The sequence below is a fragment of the Pseudoclavibacter chungangensis genome, from assembly GCF_013410545.1.
Taxonomy (GTDB): Bacteria; Actinomycetota; Actinomycetes; order Actinomycetales; family Microbacteriaceae; genus Pseudoclavibacter; species Pseudoclavibacter chungangensis.
In genome coordinates, this window is record NZ_JACCFV010000001.1 from 1,034,907 (window position 1) to 1,054,501 (window position 19,595).

The following is a 19,595-nucleotide window of genomic DNA, read 5'->3' on the forward strand; positions in this document are numbered from 1 at the left end:
GGCGGACCGAACGGTCCGCCCCCGTCGTCGTATCGCTCGGCTCAGCGCAGTGCCGAGACGGCGTCGGTGATCGTGGCCTCGTGGGCCGAGAGGAGCTTCTTGATGCTTCGCATCTGCCAGCCGGCGCCGGAGTCGCCCGCCGTGTCTGCGTCGACGGCCGTCCATGCGTCGCGCACGGCGGCGTCCGCCGCGTCCCACGAGCTGTACGCAGCCGACATCGCATCCGAGTAGGCGGGCATCATCTTGCCCGGCGCGGTCGGCAGCGGCTCGGATCGGGCCTGGTCGGCACCGCCCTGGAACGCCCCCGCCGTCGCCGTGAACGAACTCGCGTAGGCCTCGCACACCGACTGGAGATCGTCGAGGAAGCAGGAGTCCGTCGCGAGTGCCGAGACGTCGTTGAAGTAGGCCACGTAGGTGGTCTGGATCGCGTCGGCGTGCGCCGCGCGCGCGGCGTCGTTCGTCCAGTCGGGGCAGCCGATCGAGCTGTTGCAGACCGCGCTGAGCGATCCGAACGTCATGGTGCCACCGTTCGGGATCGTGAGCGACGCGAGGTAGACGTCCGCATAGTTGTTGCCGAGTTCGTTGTACTCGGAATTGAACAGCGGGTAGTTCTGGCAGAACTGCGTCAGTGCGGCGATCGCGGCCGCACCGTTGCTCGTGAGTTCCGCCGCCGCCTCGCGCTTGGGGGCGAGCGCATCGCTCGCGGACTTCGCCTCGTTGTACTTGGCCGACGCGTCGGCGCCGTCCTCGACGGCCAGCTCGGGGACGGGTGTCGCGAGCAGCGTGTCGAGCGTCGAGGACGCCTTCGTCACGTTCGCGCACTGGTCGGTGAAGGCGTTCATCGATGAGGCGTTCTGTGCGAAGAACTCGGCGTTCTCGCCGAGGGTGTCGGTGATGACGACACCGTCGAGCGTGTCGAGCGCGTCACTCGTCCAGACGCCCTCGTAGGCGGTCACCGCCGCGTTGAACTCGTCCGCGAGGCGGTCCCCCTTGGCCACGTTCGACAGGTGGATGCCGACGGGGATACCGATGGCGGCGAGCAGGACGATGACGAGTCCGATGCTGCCGCCGACCAGGAAGCCCTTCTTCTTGTACCAGGGCTTGTTGGCGTCCGCGTTGCTCGCGGTTCCGTACGGCTGGTGCGGCCCGCCGGGACCGCCCGGGCCGGCCGGCTGCTGTTGCCAGTTGTTGTCGTAGCCGGCCGCCGCGCCCGACGCGGCAGCTCCGGCCGTGGCGAACTGCGTCGTCGCCGGATCGGCCTGGCCGTAGCCGGACTGCGAGGCGTCCTGACCGTACGCCTGCTGACCGGGCGCTGCAGCCTGGCCGTAGCCGTCCTGCGCGAACCCGCCGCCCTGGCCGTAGCCATCCTGCTGGCCGTCGCCGCCCTGTTGGCCGTAGCCATCCTGCTGCCCGTAGCCGCCCTGCTGGCCGTAGTCGCCGTGCTGGCCGGACGGATCGCCGTAGGCCGAGGTCGCCCCGGTCTCGCCGGCTCCGTGCGCCGCGGCAGCACCGAAGCCGCCCGCAGCGTACGCGTCGGTCGGGGCGTCGTCACCGCTCCCGGACGGCGCACCGGTGCCGGTGTCGCCGGACGTCGGCGTGCCGAACGCGCTGCCGTCGTGCGAGCCGAACGCCTGGGTGGGCGCGTCGTTCGGTGTCGTCGAGTCGCCGGCACCGAACGACCCGTACGCGCGGGTCGCATCGTCGGCACCGGTGTCGCCGAACGATCCGTATCCCTTGCTCGAAGTGTCGGATCCCGTGTCGCCGAACGAGCCGTACGCGTCCGAACCGGGGGCCTGGGAGGTCGTTCCGTGGTCGTCCGCTCCGGGGGTCGACGCGCCGAAGCCGCCGTAGCCGTTCGACCCGTCGGACTGACCCGTCGACGAGGACCCCGTGGATGCGGAAGCGTCACCGTACGAGCCGGGAGCGCCCGTGCCGGCGTCCGCGCCGGAGGGTGACTGCCACGACGGGGTGTCGTTCTGCCAGGAGGGGGTGTCGGTGCCGGCGTCGGGGGCGCCGCTCTGCCAGGAGGGGGTGCCGGTGCCGGTGTCGGGGGCGCCGCTCTGCCAGGACGGGGTGTCGGCTGCGGCGTCCGTGGTCGGGGGTGACTGCCAGGACGGGGTGTCGTTCTGCCAGGACGGCGTCTCCTGTGAGGACGCGCCCGAGGCATCGGAGGCCGCGGCGCCCCACGACGACGAGGCGGCGCCCGAGTCGTTCGACGGTGCGCCCCATGACGGTGCCGCATCGCCGGAATCCGCCTGCGCGCCCCATGACGGTGTCGCATCGCCGGAGTCCGCCTGCGCGCCCCACGAGGGGAGATCGGCGTTCGACGAGCCGCTGCCCCATGAGGGCAGGTCGGGGGAGGACGAATCGGAACCGGTGCTCCGGCTCGGTGCGGCGTCCCCGACGACCGGCTGCTGCCGTGTCGGCGTGTCGCTCGCCGAACCCCAGCTCGGGGCGTCGGAACCGGCGTGACCGTCGGTCGGGGGCTCCCAGGTGGGGCTGTCCTGGGGTGGGGAGTCAGCTGCGCCGTCGGTCCGGCCGTCCTGTGGCGGACGCGACCACGGAGTATCGTCCTGCCCGAAGTCCTTGTCGCTCATGGTGTCAGCGTAGTGCGGACGGTCCTGAAAGGTCCTCCCCGTGACGAGGAACCTTGTCCGGCCTCCGTCAGCTTCCGGGACGATTTCGCATCGAACCCGGGGTTGGCATCGTTGCCGGAGGGCGTTCCGTGCGGTAGACTGGTCGATCGCCGTACCGGAATGGTGCGGCGGACAATTCCACAGCGTCATGTCGTGGAACGCAGGCGGCCCTCGGGCCGCACACGGGGATGATCGGTTTCGACATTGCTGTGCTTCTGCGTGAAGCGGGCCGAGGATGCGGGGTTATCTCGTTAACGCCCTCCGCAAAACACAGGTGCCAATGCTAAGCGCACCGACTTCGCTCTCGCTGCCTAAGCGAGCCCGATAGTCCGTCGGCCCGGGGTCGCTCTCGCCCCGGTCACCGGCGTCATTTCGAGAGCTTGCCGCGCCGCTGCGTCTCAGGGCGGCGCGGGACACGAACTGGGACTGGGCCCGTCGGCCAGAGCGCCTGACCTTATGACCGGGGCCGAGCAGAACGAAAGCCAGGCTGCGCCCGGAGAAGCCGCGGATTTGCAGCAGTGGACGGGGGTTCGATTCCCCCCATCTCCACGATGCCCACGACATGACGAAGGCCCCGCCTCCCCGGTGAATCACCGGGGAGGCGGGGCCTTTTCGCGTTCGCGTCGTCGACGGCAGGTGCGCCGTGCCCACGGCGTGGCCACCGACTCGGGGTGCCACGACGCCGAGCGGTACGGTCCCGCACGTCGTGCGGCCCACCGTCGACCCTCGCGTTCGTCGGCGGCGACGGCTCCTAGAGTTGAGCCATGACCACCCACGCGCTCGCCGACGAGGCGCGCTGCGCGTGCGGGAGCGGTGACGAGTACGGATCCTGTTGCGGTCCCCTCCACGCCGGACGGCGAGCGGCAGCCACGGCCGTGCAGTTGATGCGCTCGCGCTACACCGCCTTCGTCGTCGGCGACGTGGGCTACCTCCGGCGCACGTGGCACCCGCGCACGAGACCCGGTGCGCTCGAGCTCGGATCGGCGATCAGGTGGCTTCGACTCGACATCCTCGACACGGTGGCGGGCGGCCCGTTCGACAATCGCGGCGAGGTCGAGTTCCGTGCGATCCACCGTGACGGCGACGGACGGCACGTGCTCCACGAGCGCAGCCGGTTCGTCCGCGAGAACCGTCGATGGAGCTACGTCGACGGGGACATCCGAAGCTGAACGGCCTCGCCAGGGTCGGCGCCGCCCCGTGGTGACACCGACCCGACGCACGACCGCGGAGGCTCAGAACAGCCGTTCGCTCGCGATCTTCGCCCCAGCGACGAGCGACTCGAGTTTCGCGAACGCGATCGACGGGTGGAGCCGACCACCCAGGCCGCAATCCGTCGACGGGACGACGTTCTCGCGTCCCACGAGCGACGCGAACTGCTCGATGCGGTCCGCGACGAGCTCGGGGTGCTCCACGACGTTCGTCGAGTGCGACACGACACCGGGGACGATGCGCTTGCCCTCCGGAAGGGGGTGATCGCGCCACAGCTTCCACTCGTGCGCGTGCCGCACGTTCGCGGCCTCGAAGGAGTAGGCGCCGGCGTCGATCGTGAGCATGAGGTCGATGAGGTACCGGAACTCGAGATCCGTCGTGTGCGGGCCGTGCCACGAGCCCCAGCACAGATGGAACCGCACCTGCTCGGTGGGGATCCCGCGGAGGGCGTAGTTGAGGGCCTCCACGCGGAGGGTCGTGAACGCGAGGTAGTCCTCCACGGTCGGCTCCGGGTTCACCTGGTCCCAGCTCTCGGCGATCGAGGGGTCGTCGATCTGCACGGTGAGGCCCGCGCCGGTGATCGCGAGGTACTCCTCGCGCATCGCCTCGGCACACGCGTAGACGAGCTCCTCGTCGCTCGCGTAGTAGTCGTTCGAGACGCGCGCGGCCGAGCCCGGCGAGAGCGAGGCCAGGAACCCCTCGCCGCCACCGTGTGCGGCGAGCGCGGCCTGGAGGTTCGCGATGTCCGTCGCGGCGGCATCCTGACCCGTGTAGTGCAACGGGCCCGTGATCTTCGGCTGCGTCGTCGGCGTGCGATGGGCGAGGACGCCCGAACTCGGATCCTCGTACGCGTCGCGGAAGCGCTCGCGGTCGCGACGGTCGGAGAAGCTCGTGAGCACGACGTTCCCGGGTGAGGAGCGCTTCTGCTCGGTCGATGCCCAGCGGTCCTCCGTCGACGGCGTGAGGCCACCGAGGCGTGAGAACGAGTAGTTCCACCATGCGCCGTAGTCCACGGCCGAGGGCATGATGTGGCCGTACTCCCCGTCGTTCACGATGTCGACGCCGATGTCGCGCTGCGTACCGACGATGTCGTCGACGAAGCCCGGCAGGGCCGACTTCAACTCGTCCCATTCGATCTCACCGTCCTGGTAGCGGCGGTTCTGCTCGATGAGTTCGGGGGAGCGGGGCAGCGAGCCCACGTGAGTGGTCCGGAATCGGCCGGTTTCGTCGGTGGTCATGAAGGGTCCTTCGTGTCGGCGGCCGAACCAGTATCGCGCACCGGTGGCCGCTACGTCGCCGCCAGGTGCACGCCTGCGCCGCGCGCCGACATGCAGCGGGATCGAGGACACGCCGAGTAGGCTCGCGCGAGGGGAGGGGGCGCGGACATGGCGGGAGGAACGCGCGAGCCGGGCTCCGGCGTCCTCGAGCGCGCGGGGCGGATCCTGTCGGCGTTCTCGGACCGCGAACCGGCGCTCAGCGTGAGCGGCATCGCGTCACGGACCGGTCTCCCTCGGTCCACCGTGCATCGCATCGCGAGCGAGCTCGTCGCCGTCGGCTACCTCCGGCGGGGCACGGACGGGTACGAGATCGGCACGCGTCTCTTCGAGATCGGTGTCCTGGCGGCCCCCGTCCGCCGACTCGCGGAGGCCGCGGCGGCGGCGATGCGACACCTCAGCGACCTCGTCGGCGGCGCCACTGTTCGGCTCCACGTGCTGAGCGACGAGGACCCCGCCCGGGCCGCCGCGCTCCTCGTGCAACGGCTGCCCGGCAGCGGCGGGGCGAGTGATCGGCCGCGCGTCGGCGGGCGGTCCTCCCTCGTTGCGACGTCGGAGGGTCGGGCGCTGCTCATCGGGCAGGACGACGCGTGGCTGTACGCGTTCGCCCGACGGAGCGGAGCCGTGACCGGCGACGACGGGGCGCTCGATCCCGCCGAGCTGCGGCTGACCGTGGCGGGTGATCGCGAGCGCGGTCACTCGATCGCCGCGAATCCCGACACCCCGGATCGGCTGACGCTCGCGGTGCCGATTCGACGTGCGGCCGATCTTCCGCAGGCCGCGCTCGGCGTCGACGTGCTGAACCACGAGAGCGCGCGGCGTGCGTTGCCCGTGCTGCGAGCGACGGGCCAGACGATCCGTGAGGCCGTCACGGCGTCGTCGTGAGCCGCGGAGCCCTCAGCGGCGGGAGTCCTTCGCGCTGCCGGTCGTCGCGTAGCCGTCCACCGGCGTCAACGTGCAGAGGATCTCGCGATCGTTCAGGCTCTCCCACGACCGCTGGGTCGGTGAGATCCACGAGATCGTGAACATCGACTGCGCGTGCGTGGTTCCCACGTAGCTCGTGAACGAGTCGAGGCACGACGTGGTGGCGAACATGTCCACCTCGTCGTCACCGGGGTACGTGGACTCACCGGGCATCGAGTAGGAGGCGTACGCCTCGTATAGGTGCGGCGGGTCGCAGCTCACGTAGAGCAGCGCCGCGGACTCGTCGACGTTCAGGTCGAAGCAATCGCCGGGCTTGAGATTGAAGAAGTCCGTCGGCGTCCCCACTTCGGCGGGCGTCGGTGTCGGCGTCGTCGCGATCGGCTCCTCGGTGACGGTCGGCAGCGGATCGAGCGTCGGCTCGGAGGCCGCGAGGATCGTCGTGACGAGCGTGCAGCCGCTGAGCAGGGCCATCGACGCGAGCGCGGTGGTGCACACCATGACGACGCGACGGAACTTCGATGGGCGCACGAGGGCCTCCTGGGGGTGGAACGGGCGGGAGCTTCAGGCTCCGACGCGCTCATCGTATTGGGGTGCGACGCCGACGTCATCCCACCCCATGATGAGTCTTCGCAATGACGCTTCGCGTCGGACGCCGAGCACGGAACCCGCGCTCCCGTCCGGGTGTCACGACGCCTTCGCGGAACCGCCCTTCGGCTGACCGTCGAGCGGCATCGCGACACACACGATGCTGCGGTCCCCGGCCGCCCACGTCTCGGACGTCGGGCCGAGGAACAGGGAGGCGTAGCTCGCGCCGGAACCGACCGGGGTGCCCGAGAACGTGACGAACTGCGCATCGCACACGGCGCCCGCCCGGGTCGCGATCGCCTCGTCGCCCGGGAACTCGTCGCCGGTCACGTCCTCGGCCCAGAACGCCTCGTACAGGTGGGGCGGTGTGCAATCGGCGTAGACGAAGGCGGTCGTGAACGCCTCGTCCGCATCGAAGCAGTCACCGACCGCGACATCCGTCATCGGCTTCGTGGTCGGTTCGGAGGAGGTCCCGCACGCGGTCAGCAGCCCGACACCGGCGAGGAGTGCGAGCGCACAGCCGACGCGCCTGGTCGAAGTGCGCATGTTCGTCCTCCAGTCGTGGCCGTCTCGACCCGGCCTCCGACATCGTAGCCGTCGGCTCAGGCGCCGGAGTCGCGTGCGGAGCCGGTCGTCGGTTGGCCGTTGAGCGGGAACAGGATGCAGACGAGTTCGCGGTCGTCGAGCGCGTTCCACGTCGACTCCGACGGCCCGATGTACGAGAAGTCGAACGCCGATCGGTGGGAGTCACCGCCCGTGAACGACTCGAAGGCCGTCCGGCACTGCGTCTTCGCGATCGTCGTGAGCTCGTCGACACCCGGGTACTCGCCGTCGGCGAGCTCGTGCTCGGCGTAGGCCTCGTAGGTGTGGGGGGTGTCGCACGAGGAGTACTCGAGTGCCTGCCCGTCGGGAGCGGACGGGGGGACGTCGAAGCAGTCGCCGACCGAGATGGCCACGAGGTTCACGGGCTTCCCCGACTCGGGCGAGATCGGCGTCGAGGGGCGAGGTTCGCCGCCCGGCGCGCACCCGACGAGGACGAGCATCGACGCGGCGGCGACCGCGAGCGCGGCGAGTCCGGATCGAGCCGTTGCAGCCACGATGCTCCTCATCCGTCGGTCGTCACCCGTCCGGCTCAGGATACCGTCCACGCCCGGGGCGTTCGCGAACGACGCCACCGGCCGGGCCTCCCGGCCGCCCGGGGGACCGCCGATGGGTAGGCTTGGCGGGTTCCGGAGCGATCCCCGGCGAAGGCTCGAAAGGTGTCATGACGTCAACTCCAGCATCGATCGGCGGCTCGAAGGACACCCGGTGGCCGGCGTTCGCCGTGTGCACGGCGGTCGCGGTCCTGACGATCCTCGACCTCGCGAAGGTCAACGTCACCCTCGCCCCGATCTCGCACACGCTCGGCACCGGCGCGACCGAGACCCAGCTCATCGTGGCCGGATACGTGCTCGCGTTCGGTATCGCACTCGTTCCTGCCGGTCGGCTCGGCGACGTGTGGAACCGCAAGGCGCTGTTCGAGATCGGTCTCGCCGTCTTCACCGGCGCGAGCCTCCTGTGCGCGCTCGCCCCGGTCAAGGAGGTGCTCGTCGGTGCTCGGCTGCTGCAGGGGCTCGCGGCGGGCATCCTCATGCCGCAGGTGCTCGGCCTCGTGCAGCAGCTGTTCCAGGGAGCTGAGCGCGGGCGCGCGTTCGGCATCTTCGGTGCGTCCATCGGGCTCGGCACGGCGTTCGGGCCGACGGTGGGCGGGTTGCTCATCGGCACGCTCGGGGAGGAGCTCGGATGGCGCTGGACATTCGGCATGAACGTGCCGCTCGCGCTCATCCTGCTCGTGCTCGCGCTCCGGCTGCTCCCCGCCGCGCAGCCGCGTTCGGCGGGGACGCAGCTCGATCTCGTCGGCGTCGGGCTCCTCGCGTCGACGGTCCTGCTCGTCATGCTCCCCTTCGTGTTAACCACGGGGCGCTCCGACGACGTCCCCGCGAGGTGGTTCCTGCTCATCGGGGCGGCGATCACCGGGGCCGCGTTCGTCGCGTGGGAGCGGCGGTATGCCCGCGTCGGCAAGACGCCCGTCATCGATTTCGCCCTGTTCCGCACATCCTCGTACCGGTACGGCGTCCTCATCACGACGTGCTTCTTCATGGCCATGCCCGCCGTGTTCCTCGTCATCACGCTCTTCCTCATGCAGGGACAGGGCCATCCGGCGCTCGTCGCCGGCCTCGTGTCCGTGCCCTACGCCCTCGTCTCGGCCGTGTCGGCCGCCGTCCTCGGGCGCTACACGCACCGCTTCGCGCCGCAGCTCGTCGTCGCGGGCGTCGGCACGTACCTCGTGGGGATCGCGGGCGTCCTCGTGGTGGCGGGTTTCGCGGACCCCGAGCACGCGCCGCTCCTCGTCGCGGCGGTCTTCGCGATCTCGGGCGCGGGCGCGGGCGCCGTGATGGGCGCGAACCAGATGCGGACGCTCGTCGACGTCCCGCTCTCGGAGGCGGGGGTCGCCGGCTCGTTCCAGCAGGTCGGGCAGCGCCTCGGGAACGCCGTGGGCGTCGCGGTCACGACCTCGACGTTCTTCGCCGGGATCGCCGCTGCCGGGGGCGAGGGAGTCGCCGATCTCGAGTCCTACCGACACACGATGACGCTCTGCATGACGATTCTGCTCGGTGTCGTCGGCGTGACGCTGATCCTGGCGATCGTGGATCTCGTCGGTGCGCGACGCCGTGGCCGGACGTCCCCGGCGGAGCCGCCCGCGCGCTAGGCGTGGCCGCCCGGCAGGACGAGCAGCGCCTGCTCGATGCGGCCGAAGGGGCCACGCTCGTCGTGCATGGTCGACGAGGTGAGGCCCGTGCCGCTCGGACCGAAGGTCTGGAGCGTGTCGAGACCGAGCCACGCGCCGACCGGGTCGCGGAAGAGGTGCAGCTGCAGGTCCACGTTCGGGAACGTGACCGGACCGTCGGACGGCGTCGAACGCGGGGCGATGCCGTTCGCGACGTCCGCGAGGGCGAGGATGCGCGCGAGCTGCGAGGTCGGGGTGCCCTCGATGATCGGGAGCGTGCCGCGGAGCCAGACGCGCGCGGAACCCGGCACGCGCCCGGGGAGCGTACGCGCCTCGATGGATTGCACGTACCCGTCGGGCCACTCGTCGAACGCGAGCGGTTCGGCGTGCGCGGGGCCCGGCATGGGCGCGACGGGCGTTCCCGCGACCGAGCTCGTGTCGGCGACCGCGAGCCGCCACGCCCGCGCGACGATGCTCGTGCGTCCGCGAGTCCGGAGCGTCGTCTCGACGAGCTCGATGCGACGCCCCGGGCGGATCACGTGCGTCGCGAGCTCGACGTCGCCCATGTGGATCGTGCCCAGGATGTCGAGGGAGATCCGCGCGATCCGCTTCGCCGGATCCGTCCGTGCGTGTTCGACGAGCGCCTCGACGACGAGCCCCGTCGCCGCCGCCATGTGCTGCTCGTCCGGCGTCCACGCGCCGCGCGCGGACGGCGTGGATTCGTAGGTGCCCGGCCCCGTCCGTCGATAGCACGCCTCGTCCACGGCACGTCCTCCTCGTCGACCCACGCCGGTGTGTGTCGACATCCTCGCAGACGCCCCGTCGATGCGCACGGCATCGGGCCGGGCCGTCGCGCTCCTGCACCGGGGCCGTGCGGACGGTCGCGGCCGGGACCCGGGGCGACGTGCTTCAATGGCCTCGCCGTGGGCACGACGACGGTCCGCGACAGGCGCCGACGGCGCGGGACGGAGCGATGATGCGAATCGACGGGCGTTCGGCGATCGTGACGGGAGGCGCGTCCGGTCTCGGCCTCGCGACCGTCCGGCGACTCATGACGGACGGCGCATCGGTGGTGATCGTCGACCTGCCGGGGTCGCGCGGCGCCGAGGTCGCGACGGAACTCGGCGAGCGCGTCCGGTTCGCGCCCGGGGACGTCCGGAGCGAGACCGACGTCGCGCAGGCACTCGATGTCGCCGAATCGCTCGCCCCCCTCGCCGTCGCCGTCAACTGCGCGGGGGTCGCCGACGCCGCGCGCGTCGTGGGACGTGGTGGGCCGTTCCCGCTCGACACGTTCCGGCGCGTCGTCGACATCAACCTCGTCGGGACGTTCAACGTGCTCCGGCTCGCCGCCGCCCGCATGGCCGCGCACGACGACGCGGACGCGACCGAGCGGGGCGTCATCGTCGACACGGCGTCGGTCGCGGCGTTCGACGGTCAGATCGGCCAGGCCGCCTACGCGGCGTCGAAGGGAGGGGTCGCGGCCATGACCCTCCCGATCGCGCGGGACCTCGCGTCCGCGCGCATCCGCGTCGTGACGATCGCGCCGGGGCTCTTCCGGACGCCCATGTTCGAGGGGCTCGACCCGAAGGCCGTCGCCTCGCTCGAGTCGCAGACGCCCCACCCCGCGCGGCTCGGCCACCCCGAGGAGTACGCCGACCTCGTCGCGCACATCGTCGCGAACCCCATGCTCAACGGCGAGGTGATCCGGCTCGACGGCGCGATCAGGATGGCGCCGCGCTGAGCGGGATCGGCACGACGGGGCATCAGGCGCGCAGTGGCGGCCCCGGACGCTTCGCGACGATCGCGAGCACCTCGTCGTGCAGTTCACCGTTCGTCGCGAGCGCCGAACCGTGCCACGGTCCCTCCTCGCCCGCGAGGCTCGTGAACCGGCCACCGGCCTCGCGGACGACGGGCTCGAGCGCCGCCATGTCGTACGGCTTGAGGTCGTACTCGCCGGCGATGTCGATCGCCCCCTCCGCGACGAGCACGTACGACCAGAACTCGCCGACGGCGCGCGAGCGCGCGACGCGGCGGCTGAGGTCGATGAGGGGGTCGAGCCTGCCCGCCTCGTCCCAGCCCTTGAGACTGTTGTAACTGATCGTCGCGTCCTCGAGGCGCTGCACCCCCGAGACCTGGATGCGACGGTCCGTCGCGGTGTTCGAGTCGCTCAGATCGTCGTCGATGTACGCGCCGTGGCCCGTTGCGCCCCACCAGCGGCGGTTGAGGGCCGGTGCGCTCACGACGCCGACCTCGGGCACCCCGTCGATCACGAGCCCGATGAGCGTCGCCCAGATGGGCACGCCGCGCATGTAGTTCGCGGTGCCGTCGATCGGGTCGATGATCCACTGCCGACGGCTCGTACCCTGCGTGCCGTACTCCTCGCCGTAGATCGAATCGCTCGGCCGGGCGTCCGCGAGCCGCTCGCGGATCGCGCGCTCGACCGCCCGGTCGGCGTCGGTGACGTGCGTGCGGTCTTCCTTGAGGGAGACGTCGAAGTCGTGCGAACGGAACCGGGGCATCGAGATCGCATCGGCGATGTCGGCGAGCTCACGCGCGAGCCGCAGATCGGACGAGATGGGGTGCAGGATTTCGGTGGCCACGCCACGAGCCTAGACCGCGTCGCTGATCAGGGGTTCGCGGCGCGCTCGCCGGGCTCGTCGGCCGCGTCCATCGAGTCGAAGAGCCGGCGGAGCGATTCGAGCCGCGCGAGCGAGGGCCCGGTGAGGCGCCCGTCCGCCGCGGCCGCATCGAGTTCGCAATCGGGCGCACCGCGGCGGTGGGTGCAGCCGCGCGGACACTCCTCGGCGATCGCGTCGAGGTCGGGGAATCCGCGCAGGACGTGGTCGGCGTCGACGTGCCCGAGGCCGAACGACCGCACACCGGGGGTGTCGATGATCCAGCCCGTCCGTCCGTCGTCGTCGACGACGCGCAGCATGAGGCTCGACGAGGACGTGTGCCGACCGCGACCCGTCACCTCGTTGACGTGACCCGTCTGTCGCTCGGCGCTCGGGACGAGCGCGTTGACGAGCGTCGACTTCCCGACGCCGGAGTGCCCGACCATGACGGTCACGTGTCCGGCCAGCGCGCGCCGCAGTGCGGTCAGCGGCGGTGCATCGCTGCGGGACTCGAAGACGCGGACGCCGAGCGGTTCGACGAGCGCGCGCATCGCGTCCGCCGGCTCGAGGTCGGTCTTCGTCAGCACGATCATCGGCTCGATACCCGCGTCGTACGCGGCGACGAGGTACCGGTCGATGAGCCGCGGTCGTGGCTCGGGACGCGTCGTCGCGGCGACGACGAGCATGCGGTCGGCGTTGGCGACGATGCTCCGCTCCACCTGATCGCTGTCGTCGGCACTCCGCCGGAGCAGCGTCGAGCGATCCGCGACCCGGACGATCCGCGCGAGCGTCCCCGCGTCGCCGGACGTGTCGCCGACGAGCTCGACGCGGTCGCCCGTGATGATCGAACCTCGGGGCAGTTCACGGGCACGCGTCGCCGTGGCGATGCGCTCGTCGTCGCTGTCCTCGCCGACGAGGACCGTCGAACGCCCCCGGTCGATCGTCAGGACGAGTCCCGGCACGGCATCGGCGTGGTCGGGCCGGTGCTTGCTGCGGGGCCGGTTGGCGCGCGGGTTCGGGCGGACGCGGACATCCTCCTCGTCCCAGTCGCCGTAGTCGTCGTAGGCGTCGACACGTCGAGAAGTCACGCGAGGACCGTCACACGCCGAAGTCCGCGAGGCTGATCGTCCCGGGCTCGTCGGGCTCCTCGCCGCCGGGACGGAGCAGTTCCGCCCAGAGCTCGGGGAACTGGGGGAGCGTCTTGCCCGTCGAGCCGATGTCGTCGATCGTCACGCCGTCGACCGCGAGCCCGACGATCGCACCCGACGTGGCCATGCGGTGGTCCTCGTAGGCGGACCACTCGGCGCCGTGCAGCTCGCCGGGGACGATCTCGAGGCCGTCGTCGAACTCGGTGACCTCCGCCCCGACCTTCGTGAGTTCGGTCGCGAGTGCCGCCAGCCGGTCGGTCTCGTGGCCGCGCAGGTGCCCGATGCCCGTCAGCCGGCTCGGTGTCGAGCACAGGGCGCACAGCGCGGCGAGGTTCGGGGCGAGCTCGCCCGCCTCGCCGAGGTCGAGGTCGATACCGCGCACCTCGTGGCCCTCGACGATGCCGCGCTCGACCGAGCAGACGAGCGCACCGTCGTCGGTCCGTTCGAACGTCGCCCCGAAGCGTTCGAGGATCGGCACGAGCTGCGCACCGACCTGCGTCGTGCGCTCCGGCCAGTCCTCGATGGACACACTGCCGCCGGCGACGATCGCGGCGACGAGGAACGGCTCGGCGTTCGACAGATCGGGCTCGATCGTGATCTCGGCGCCCGCGATCGGCGACGCGGGCACGTGCCACGTCCGCTCGTCGACGCGCTCCGCCGCCACGCCGCGCCCCTGCAGGGCCTCGAGGGTCATGTCGATGTGCGGGACGCTCGGCAGGTGCTCGCCCGTGTGCCGCACCGTGAGCCCCCTGCGGAACCGCGGTGCGGAGAGCAGGAGACCCGAGACGAACTGGCTCGACGCCGACGCGTCGATGCGCACCTTGCCGCCCTGCACACGACCGGTCCCGTAGAGGGAGAACGGGAGCCGGCCGCGATGGTCGTCACGGACGTCGACGCCGAGCGCGGTGAGCGCCTCGACGGTCGTGCCCATCGGTCGCCGCCGGGCGGACTCGTCGCCGTCGAACGCGACGGGACCGAGCGCGAGCGCGGCGAGGGGCGGCACGAAGCGCATGACCGTCCCCGCGAGCCCGCAGTCGATCGAGACGCCGCCCGTGAGCGTCCCCGGGACGATCTCGAGATCGTCACCGAATCGGCCACCCTCGTCGAGGTGGTCGGACGTCGTCCCCAATTGCGTGAGCGCGGTCACCATGAGGTCGGTGTCGCGGGCGTGGAGCGGGCGCCGCAGGATCGACGCCTCGCGCGCGAGTGCCGAGAGCACGAGCTCCCTGTTCGTCCGGCTCTTCGAACCGGGAATGCGCAGGCGCGCCTCGACGGGCCCGTCGGCGCGAGGCGCGGGCCAGGGCCCGTCGTCGAGGACGAGCGGTTCGGAGGCCGCGTCCTCGCGATACACGTCGAAGCGCGGGCCGGAATAATCGAAGATCTCCATCGGTTCCCAAGACTAGCGGGAGACGGCTCGGCCGAGCCGGATGGGAGCGACGGATGCAGCGCACGAACGTGCTCGAACGGCGGCCGCTCGGTGTCGACGAACTACACTCGGTCGCGATGACCGACGAGAGCGACTTCGCGGACGAGTCGACCGCGAGCGACGCCGAACCGAGCGACGCCGAACTGACCGCCCTGTTCGAGGAACAGGCGCTACCCTTCCTCGACCCGCTCTACGCGGCCGCGATGCGGATGACCCGCAATCCCGCCGACGCGCAGGACCTCGTGCAGGAGACGTTCGTGAAGGCCTACGCGGCGTTCCGGAGCTTCACGCAGGGGACCAACCTGAAGGCGTGGCTGTACCGCATCCTCACGAACCTCTACATCAACCAGTACCGGAAGAAGAAGCGCGAGCCGTTCACGAACCCGCTCGAGGAGCTCGAGGACTGGCAGCTGGGCAGTGCGGAGTCGACGACGTCGCACTCGCGGTCCAACCGCTCGGCCGAGGCCGAGGCGCTCGAGCGCATGCCCGACTCGACCGTGAAGGAGGCGCTCCAGTCCCTGCCGGACGACTTCCGGATGGCGGTGCTCCTCGCCGATGTCGAGGGCTTCGCGTACAAGGAGATCGCCGAGATCATGCACACGCCCGTCGGCACGGTCATGAGTCGGCTCCACCGGGGCAGACGCCTGTTGCGCGAGAAGCTCGGCGACTACGCGCGGGAGCAGGGCATCCTGCCGCCCGAGGCGGTCGGCAGCGAGACGACGACGAAAACGACGAAACGGGAACGGGGGAGGACGTCATGAGCGGTTGCGGATGCGACGACGCCTTGCGCCTGCTGGAGGAGTACCTGCACAACGAACTCTGCTCGGCGGATGCGGCCGATATCCGCGAGCACGTCCGGACGTGCGCGACGTGCCGCGAGGAGTTGCTCGTGAACACGAACCTCATGAGTGCGCTCCGCCGCTCGTGTCGTGAGCGTGCGCCCGAGCAGGTCCGCACGCAGGTCATCGTCGCCCTCCGGGCGAGCTACCGCGCCCACGGCTGACGCTCGACGGGCCCGGTGGCGTCGACGCGCGACCGGCTCCGACGACGAGGGGGACCCACCGTCGGTGGGTTCCCCTTCCGCGTGTCCGCGGTGCGATGTCGCCTACGAGCCGAGGACGCGACCGATCAGATCGGCCTGCTGGCGGGTGTGCGCCTTCATGTTGCCGACCGACGGCGCCGAGGCCTCCGGACGCGATGCGACCGAGATCGTCCGGTTCTCGAGGTACGGTGCGAGGTGCGAGCGGATGAACGGCCAGGCGCCCTGGTTCTCCGGCTCGTCCTGCGCCCACACGATCTCGGCGTTCGGGTACTCCCGCAACACCGCGTTGATCTCCTCGACCGGGACGGGGTAGTACCGCTCGACGCGCACGAGGGCGATCGACGTGTCCTGCCGCTTCTCCAGCTCGGCCGCGAGCTCGTAGGACAGCTTGCCGCTCAGCAGCACGACGCGCTTGACCGCGGCGCGGTCGAGCGATCGGGCATCGTCGATGACCGGCTCGAACGTGCCGTTCGTGAACTCGTCGAGCGGCGAGACCGCGCTCCGGAGTCGCAGCATCGACTTGGGCGTGAACACGATGAGCGGCTTGCGCGGCCGCGCGTAGGCCTGCTCGCGGAGCAGGTGGAAGTAGCTCGCCGGCGTGGACGGCTGCGAGACGGTCATGTTGTTCTCCGCCGCGAGCGACAGGAACCGCTCGATACGCGCGGACGAGTGGTCCGGGCCCTGGCCCTCGTAGCCGTGGGGGAGCAGCAGCACGACGCTCGAACGCTGGTTCCACTTCTGCTCCGAGGAGGAGATGAACTCGTCGATGATGGTCTGCGCGCCGTTCGCGAAGTCGCCGAACTGCGCCTCCCACAGGACGAGCGAGTCGGGCCGCTCGACCGAGTAGCCGTACTCGAAGCCGAGCACCGCGTACTCGCTCAGGAACGAGTCGTAGATGGACAGGCGCGCCTGGTCGTCGCTCAGGTTCGACAGCGGGATCCAGAGCTGGCCGTTGGCGCGGTCGTGGAAGACCGCGTTGCGCTGCGTGAACGTGCCACGGCGCGAGTCCTGCCCCGTGAAGCGGACGGGCGTGCCCTCCATGAGGAGCGAGCCGAGGGCGAGCAGTTCGGCGTACGCCCAGTCGACGTTGCCGCTGCGGCTCATCTCGGCGCGCTTCTGCAGCACGGCCTTGAGCTTCGAGTGCACCGTGAAGCCCTCGGGCGGGTTCGCGTGCGCCTCGCCGATCGTCGAGAGCACGCTCTGCGGGACGGCCGACGGCCGCGGCGCGATCTGCTCGTCCGACTCGCGCGACCCGACGCCACCGAGCTCGGCCGCCGTGATCGGCGTCGACTCGGTCTGCGCCTGGTGCGTCTCCGCGAAGGCACGTTCGAGGCGGTCGTGGAAGTCGCGCTGCGCCTGGTCGAACTCCTCCTGCGTGATGTCGCCGCGACCGACGAGCGCCTCGGAGTAGAGCTTGCGCACCGAGCGCTTCGCCTCGATCAGGTTGTACATGATCGGCTGCGTCATCGACGGGTCGTCGCCCTCGTTGTGGCCGCGTCGGCGGTACGAGATGAGGTCGATGACGATGTCGCTGTGGAAGCGCTGGCGGTAGGCGAACGCGAGCTCCGCGACGTGGGCCACGGCCTCGGGGTCGTCGCCGTTCACGTGCAGGATCGGCGCCTGGATCGCCTTCGCGACGTCGGTCGAGTACATCGACGAGCGACCGTCGCGCGGCGTCGTCGTGAAGCCGACCTGGTTGTTGATGTTGACGTGGATCGTGCCGCCCGTCTTGTAGGCGCGCAGCTCCGACATCTGCATGACCTCGTACACGATGCCCTGGCCCGACATCGCCGCATCGCCGTGGATGAGGATCGGCAGGACCGCGTCGCGGCCGTCGTCGGTGCGGTCGAGCTTGCCGCGCACGATGCCCTCGAGCACGCCGTTCACGGCCTCGAGGTGCGAGGGGTTCGCCGCGAGGTAGACGGGGATCGTCGCGCCCGACGCGGCCGTGAACTCACCCTCGATACCGAGGTGGTACTTCACGTCGCCCGAGCCGCGCTTCGCGGATGCCGCGCCGACGCCCTCGAACTCGCGGAAGATCTGGCCGTAGGTCTTGCCCGCGATGTTCGTGAGCACGTTGAGGCGACCGCGGTGGGCCATGCCGATCGCGACCTCGTCGAGCTCCTCCTCGGCCGCGCCCTGGATGATCGTGTCGAGCAGCGAGATGACCGACTCCGAGCCCTCGAGCGAGAAGCGCTTCTGGCCGACGTACTTCGTCTGCAGGAACGTCTCGAACGCCTCGGCCTCGTTGAGCTTGTTGAGGATGCGCATCTGCTCCTCGTGCGTCGGCTTCTGGTACGGGTGCTCGAGCTGGTCCTGGAACCACTCGCGCTGCTCGGGATCCGGCAGGTGCATGTACTCGATACCGATCGTGCGGCAGTACGAGTCGCGCAGGATGCCGAGGATGTCGCGCAGCTTCATCATGCGCTTGTTGCCGCCGAAGCCGGCCGCGACGAACTCGCGCTCGAGGTCCCAGAACGTGAGGCCGTGGCTCTCGATCTCGAGGTCGGGGTGCGTGCGCTGCACGTATTCGAGCGGGTCGATGTCGGCCATCATGTGGCCGCGGACGCGGTACATGTTGATGAGCTGGTGGACGCGCGCCGTCTTGTTGAGGTGCGCGGCGAGGTCGACGTGGATGTCCTGCGACCACACGACGGGCTTGTAGGGGATCCGCAGTGCCGCGAAGATCTCCTCGTAGAAGTCGTGCCCGCCCGTGAGGTGCTCGGCGACGAGCTTCAGGAACTCGCCCGAACCGGCGCCCTGGATGACGCGGTGGTCGTACGTCGACGAGAGCGTGAGGCGCTTCGAGACGGCCATTTCGTTGACCGACTCCTGCGACATGCCCTGGAACGGCGCGGGGTAGTCGAGGGCGCCGGCGCCGATGATCGCGCCCTGGCCCTTGACGAGGCGCGGCACCGACATGAGCGTGCCGATGCCGCCTGGGTTCGTGAGCGAGATCGTCGCGCCCGCATAGTCCTCGGCGGTGAGCTTGTTCGAACGCCCGCGCTTGATGAGGTCCTCGTACGCCGCGAGGTACTCGCTGAAGTCGAGCTCCTCCGCCTGCTTGATGCTCGGGACGACGAGCAGCCGCGTGCCGTCGGGCTTCGGCACGTCGATCGCGATGCCGAGGTTGATGTGGGCGGGCTGCACGGCCGACGGCTTGCCGTCGACGATGTCGTAGTACACGTTCTGCGACGGGAACTTCGACAGCGCGCGCACGAGCGCCCACCCGATGAGGTGCGTGAACGAGACCTTGCCGCCGCGCGTGCGACGGAGGTGGTTGTTGATCACGATGCGGTTGTCGATCATGAGCTTCGCGGGGATCTCGCGGTAGCTCGTCGCCGTGGGGACCTCGAGCGAGAGGTCCATGTTCTTCGCGATCGCCTTCGCCGGGCCGCGCAGTGGAACGACTTCGTCCGCACGCGCCGGCGCCTTCGCCTTCGGAGCGGCGGGGGCGTCCGCCGGGATGGGCTTTGGCTTCGGGGCCTCGGCGGTCGTCTTCGACTGCACCGACTTGGCGGGCTGGGCCGGACCCTTCGCCGCGTCCGCGGCGGCCGTGCCCGCGGCCTTCGCCGCAGATGCCCCAGCAGGCGTCGTCGCCCCGCCGTTCGCGGGCTTCGTCGTGGCATCGCTCGTGGGCGTCGTCGCCCGCGTCGTGCCCGACTCGTTCGCCGCGAGCTGCTTGCCGTACTGCTCGAGGGTGGGCCACCAGGCCTCGTCGACCGAGGCGCGGTCCTGACTGAACTTCTCGTACATCTCCTCGACGAGCCAGTCGTTGGCTCCGAAGTCGGAGTGATTTCCGCTGTCTGCCGCCCCGGTCGTATTGTTCGACACTGCCGAATCGCCGCCTAACCTTCGTCTCCGCGCCTTCGCGCGATCGCGCCCGAAATGAGCCGTACTTCCGGGGCAATAGCCTAACGTCAAAACGCGACGCGACGGGCCACGACGGCGCGTGACAGGTGCCCCGTA

General features: G+C 70.6%; 16 protein-coding genes and 1 other RNA gene. 7 read left to right on the forward strand and 10 right to left on the reverse strand.

From position 1 onward, the window contains the following. Positions 1-41: 41 nt before the first annotated feature. The gene (locus HNR16_RS04630; RefSeq protein WP_158041270.1) at positions 42-2,597 is read right to left on the reverse strand and encodes a hypothetical protein; all 2,556 of its coding nucleotides are present in this window, start codon (positions 2,595-2,597) and stop codon (positions 42-44) included. Between the two features lie 223 nt (positions 2,598-2,820). Here HNR16_RS04630 and ssrA point away from each other — a divergent pair. Together ssrA and HNR16_RS04640 are read left to right on the forward strand one after the other, a co-directional pair. Beyond that, positions 2,821-3,188: a transfer-messenger RNA gene (gene ssrA / locus HNR16_RS04635) on the forward strand. A gap of 212 nt (positions 3,189-3,400) precedes the next feature. After that, on the forward strand, positions 3,401-3,805 hold the full coding sequence (locus tag HNR16_RS04640; protein WP_158041268.1) for a YchJ family protein: 405 nt from the start codon (positions 3,401-3,403) through the stop codon (positions 3,803-3,805). Positions 3,806-3,868: 63 nt separating this feature from the next. On the opposite strand, the gene HNR16_RS04645 is transcribed toward HNR16_RS04640, so the two are convergent. Beyond that, positions 3,869-5,083, reverse strand: coding sequence for a cobalamin-independent methionine synthase II family protein (locus tag HNR16_RS04645; RefSeq protein WP_158041267.1), 1,215 nt, complete (start codon positions 5,081-5,083; stop codon positions 3,869-3,871). Positions 5,084-5,230: 147 nt separating this feature from the next. Between HNR16_RS04645 and HNR16_RS04650 the strand changes: the two genes are divergently transcribed. Continuing rightward, positions 5,231-6,004, forward strand: a complete 774-nt coding sequence (locus HNR16_RS04650) for an IclR family transcriptional regulator (RefSeq protein WP_158041265.1) — start codon at positions 5,231-5,233, stop codon at positions 6,002-6,004. Positions 6,005-6,016: 12 nt separating this feature from the next. On the opposite strand, the gene HNR16_RS04655 is transcribed toward HNR16_RS04650, so the two are convergent. The 3 genes from HNR16_RS04655 to HNR16_RS04665 form a co-directional block, all read right to left on the reverse strand. After that, positions 6,017-6,571 (reverse strand): septum formation family protein, encoded by a 555-nt coding sequence (locus tag HNR16_RS04655; RefSeq protein WP_158041263.1) that lies wholly within the window; start codon positions 6,569-6,571, stop codon positions 6,017-6,019. A gap of 156 nt (positions 6,572-6,727) precedes the next feature. Beyond that, positions 6,728-7,174 carry a septum formation family protein gene (locus HNR16_RS04660; RefSeq protein WP_158041261.1) on the reverse strand — a complete coding sequence of 149 codons (447 nt, stop codon included), beginning with the start codon at positions 7,172-7,174 and terminating at the stop codon, positions 6,728-6,730. 56 nt (positions 7,175-7,230) lie between these two features. Beyond that, complete coding sequence (locus tag HNR16_RS04665; RefSeq protein WP_179558099.1) at positions 7,231-7,725, reverse strand: septum formation family protein; 495 nt, start codon at positions 7,723-7,725, stop codon at positions 7,231-7,233. A 167-nt stretch (positions 7,726-7,892) separates the two neighbouring features. On the opposite strand from HNR16_RS04665, the gene HNR16_RS04670 reads away from it, so the two are divergent. Continuing rightward, the gene (locus tag HNR16_RS04670; protein ID WP_158041258.1) at positions 7,893-9,377 is read left to right on the forward strand and encodes an MFS transporter; all 1,485 of its coding nucleotides are present in this window, start codon (positions 7,893-7,895) and stop codon (positions 9,375-9,377) included. Here HNR16_RS04670 and HNR16_RS04675 read toward each other — a convergent pair. Then, positions 9,374-10,159, reverse strand: a complete 786-nt coding sequence (locus tag HNR16_RS04675; protein WP_225737913.1) for a thioesterase family protein — start codon at positions 10,157-10,159, stop codon at positions 9,374-9,376. The two genes, HNR16_RS04670 and HNR16_RS04675, sit on opposite strands and share 4 nt — an antisense overlap. A gap of 212 nt (positions 10,160-10,371) precedes the next feature. On the opposite strand from HNR16_RS04675, the gene HNR16_RS04680 reads away from it, so the two are divergent. Continuing rightward, complete coding sequence (locus HNR16_RS04680; protein ID WP_158041346.1) at positions 10,372-11,136, forward strand: SDR family NAD(P)-dependent oxidoreductase; 765 nt, start codon at positions 10,372-10,374, stop codon at positions 11,134-11,136. 22 nt (positions 11,137-11,158) lie between these two features. On the opposite strand, the gene HNR16_RS04685 is transcribed toward HNR16_RS04680, so the two are convergent. The 3 genes from HNR16_RS04685 to aroA are packed head-to-tail and all read right to left on the reverse strand — an operon-like array spanning position 11,159 to position 14,545. Next, the gene (locus HNR16_RS04685) at positions 11,159-11,995 is read right to left on the reverse strand and encodes an inositol monophosphatase family protein (RefSeq protein WP_158041254.1); all 837 of its coding nucleotides are present in this window, start codon (positions 11,993-11,995) and stop codon (positions 11,159-11,161) included. Between the two features lie 26 nt (positions 11,996-12,021). After that, positions 12,022-13,098, reverse strand: coding sequence for a ribosome small subunit-dependent GTPase A (rsgA, locus tag HNR16_RS04690; protein ID WP_158041253.1), 1,077 nt, complete (start codon positions 13,096-13,098; stop codon positions 12,022-12,024). Between the two features lie 10 nt (positions 13,099-13,108). Beyond that, positions 13,109-14,545 (reverse strand): 3-phosphoshikimate 1-carboxyvinyltransferase, encoded by a 1,437-nt coding sequence (aroA, locus tag HNR16_RS04695; RefSeq protein ID WP_158041251.1) that lies wholly within the window; start codon positions 14,543-14,545, stop codon positions 13,109-13,111. A gap of 116 nt (positions 14,546-14,661) precedes the next feature. On the opposite strand from aroA, the gene HNR16_RS04700 reads away from it, so the two are divergent. Beyond that, a complete protein-coding gene (locus HNR16_RS04700; protein WP_192498247.1) occupies positions 14,662-15,345 on the forward strand; it encodes a sigma-70 family RNA polymerase sigma factor in 684 nt (227 codons plus the stop codon). Continuing rightward, positions 15,342-15,587: a zf-HC2 domain-containing protein gene (locus HNR16_RS04705; RefSeq protein WP_158041247.1), complete on the forward strand. Its 246-nt coding sequence runs from the start codon at positions 15,342-15,344 to the stop codon at positions 15,585-15,587. The genes HNR16_RS04700 and HNR16_RS04705 overlap by 4 nt, the downstream gene beginning before the upstream one ends. Positions 15,588-15,689: 102 nt before the next feature. Here HNR16_RS04705 and HNR16_RS04710 read toward each other — a convergent pair whose 3' ends face one another. Next, positions 15,690-19,460 carry a multifunctional oxoglutarate decarboxylase/oxoglutarate dehydrogenase thiamine pyrophosphate-binding subunit/dihydrolipoyllysine-residue succinyltransferase subunit gene (locus HNR16_RS04710; protein ID WP_158041246.1) on the reverse strand — a complete coding sequence of 1,257 codons (3,771 nt, stop codon included), beginning with the start codon at positions 19,458-19,460 and terminating at the stop codon, positions 15,690-15,692. Positions 19,461-19,595 lie beyond the last annotated feature (135 nt).

Bases quoted from the DNA above. Each gene is read 5' to 3' on its own strand.
- HNR16_RS04680 (WP_158041346.1), top strand. From the start codon at position 10,372: ATGCGAATCGACGGGCGTTCGGCGATCGTGACGGGAGGCGCGTCCGGT.
- HNR16_RS04660 (WP_158041261.1), bottom strand. From the start codon at position 7,174: ATGCGCACTTCGACCAGGCGCGTCGGCTGTGCGCTCGCACTCCTCGCC.
- HNR16_RS04705 (WP_158041247.1), top strand. From the start codon at position 15,342: ATGAGCGGTTGCGGATGCGACGACGCCTTGCGCCTGCTGGAGGAGTAC.
- HNR16_RS04650 (WP_158041265.1), top strand. From the start codon at position 5,231: ATGGCGGGAGGAACGCGCGAGCCGGGCTCCGGCGTCCTCGAGCGCGCG.
- aroA (WP_158041251.1), bottom strand. From the start codon at position 14,545: ATGGAGATCTTCGATTATTCCGGCCCGCGCTTCGACGTGTATCGCGAG.
- HNR16_RS04630 (WP_158041270.1), bottom strand. From the start codon at position 2,597: ATGAGCGACAAGGACTTCGGGCAGGACGATACTCCGTGGTCGCGTCCG.
- HNR16_RS04645 (WP_158041267.1), bottom strand. From the start codon at position 5,083: ATGACCACCGACGAAACCGGCCGATTCCGGACCACTCACGTGGGCTCG.
- HNR16_RS04670 (WP_158041258.1), top strand. From the start codon at position 7,893: ATGACGTCAACTCCAGCATCGATCGGCGGCTCGAAGGACACCCGGTGG.
- HNR16_RS04700 (WP_192498247.1), top strand. From the start codon at position 14,662: ATGACCGACGAGAGCGACTTCGCGGACGAGTCGACCGCGAGCGACGCC.
- HNR16_RS04640 (WP_158041268.1), top strand. From the start codon at position 3,401: ATGACCACCCACGCGCTCGCCGACGAGGCGCGCTGCGCGTGCGGGAGC.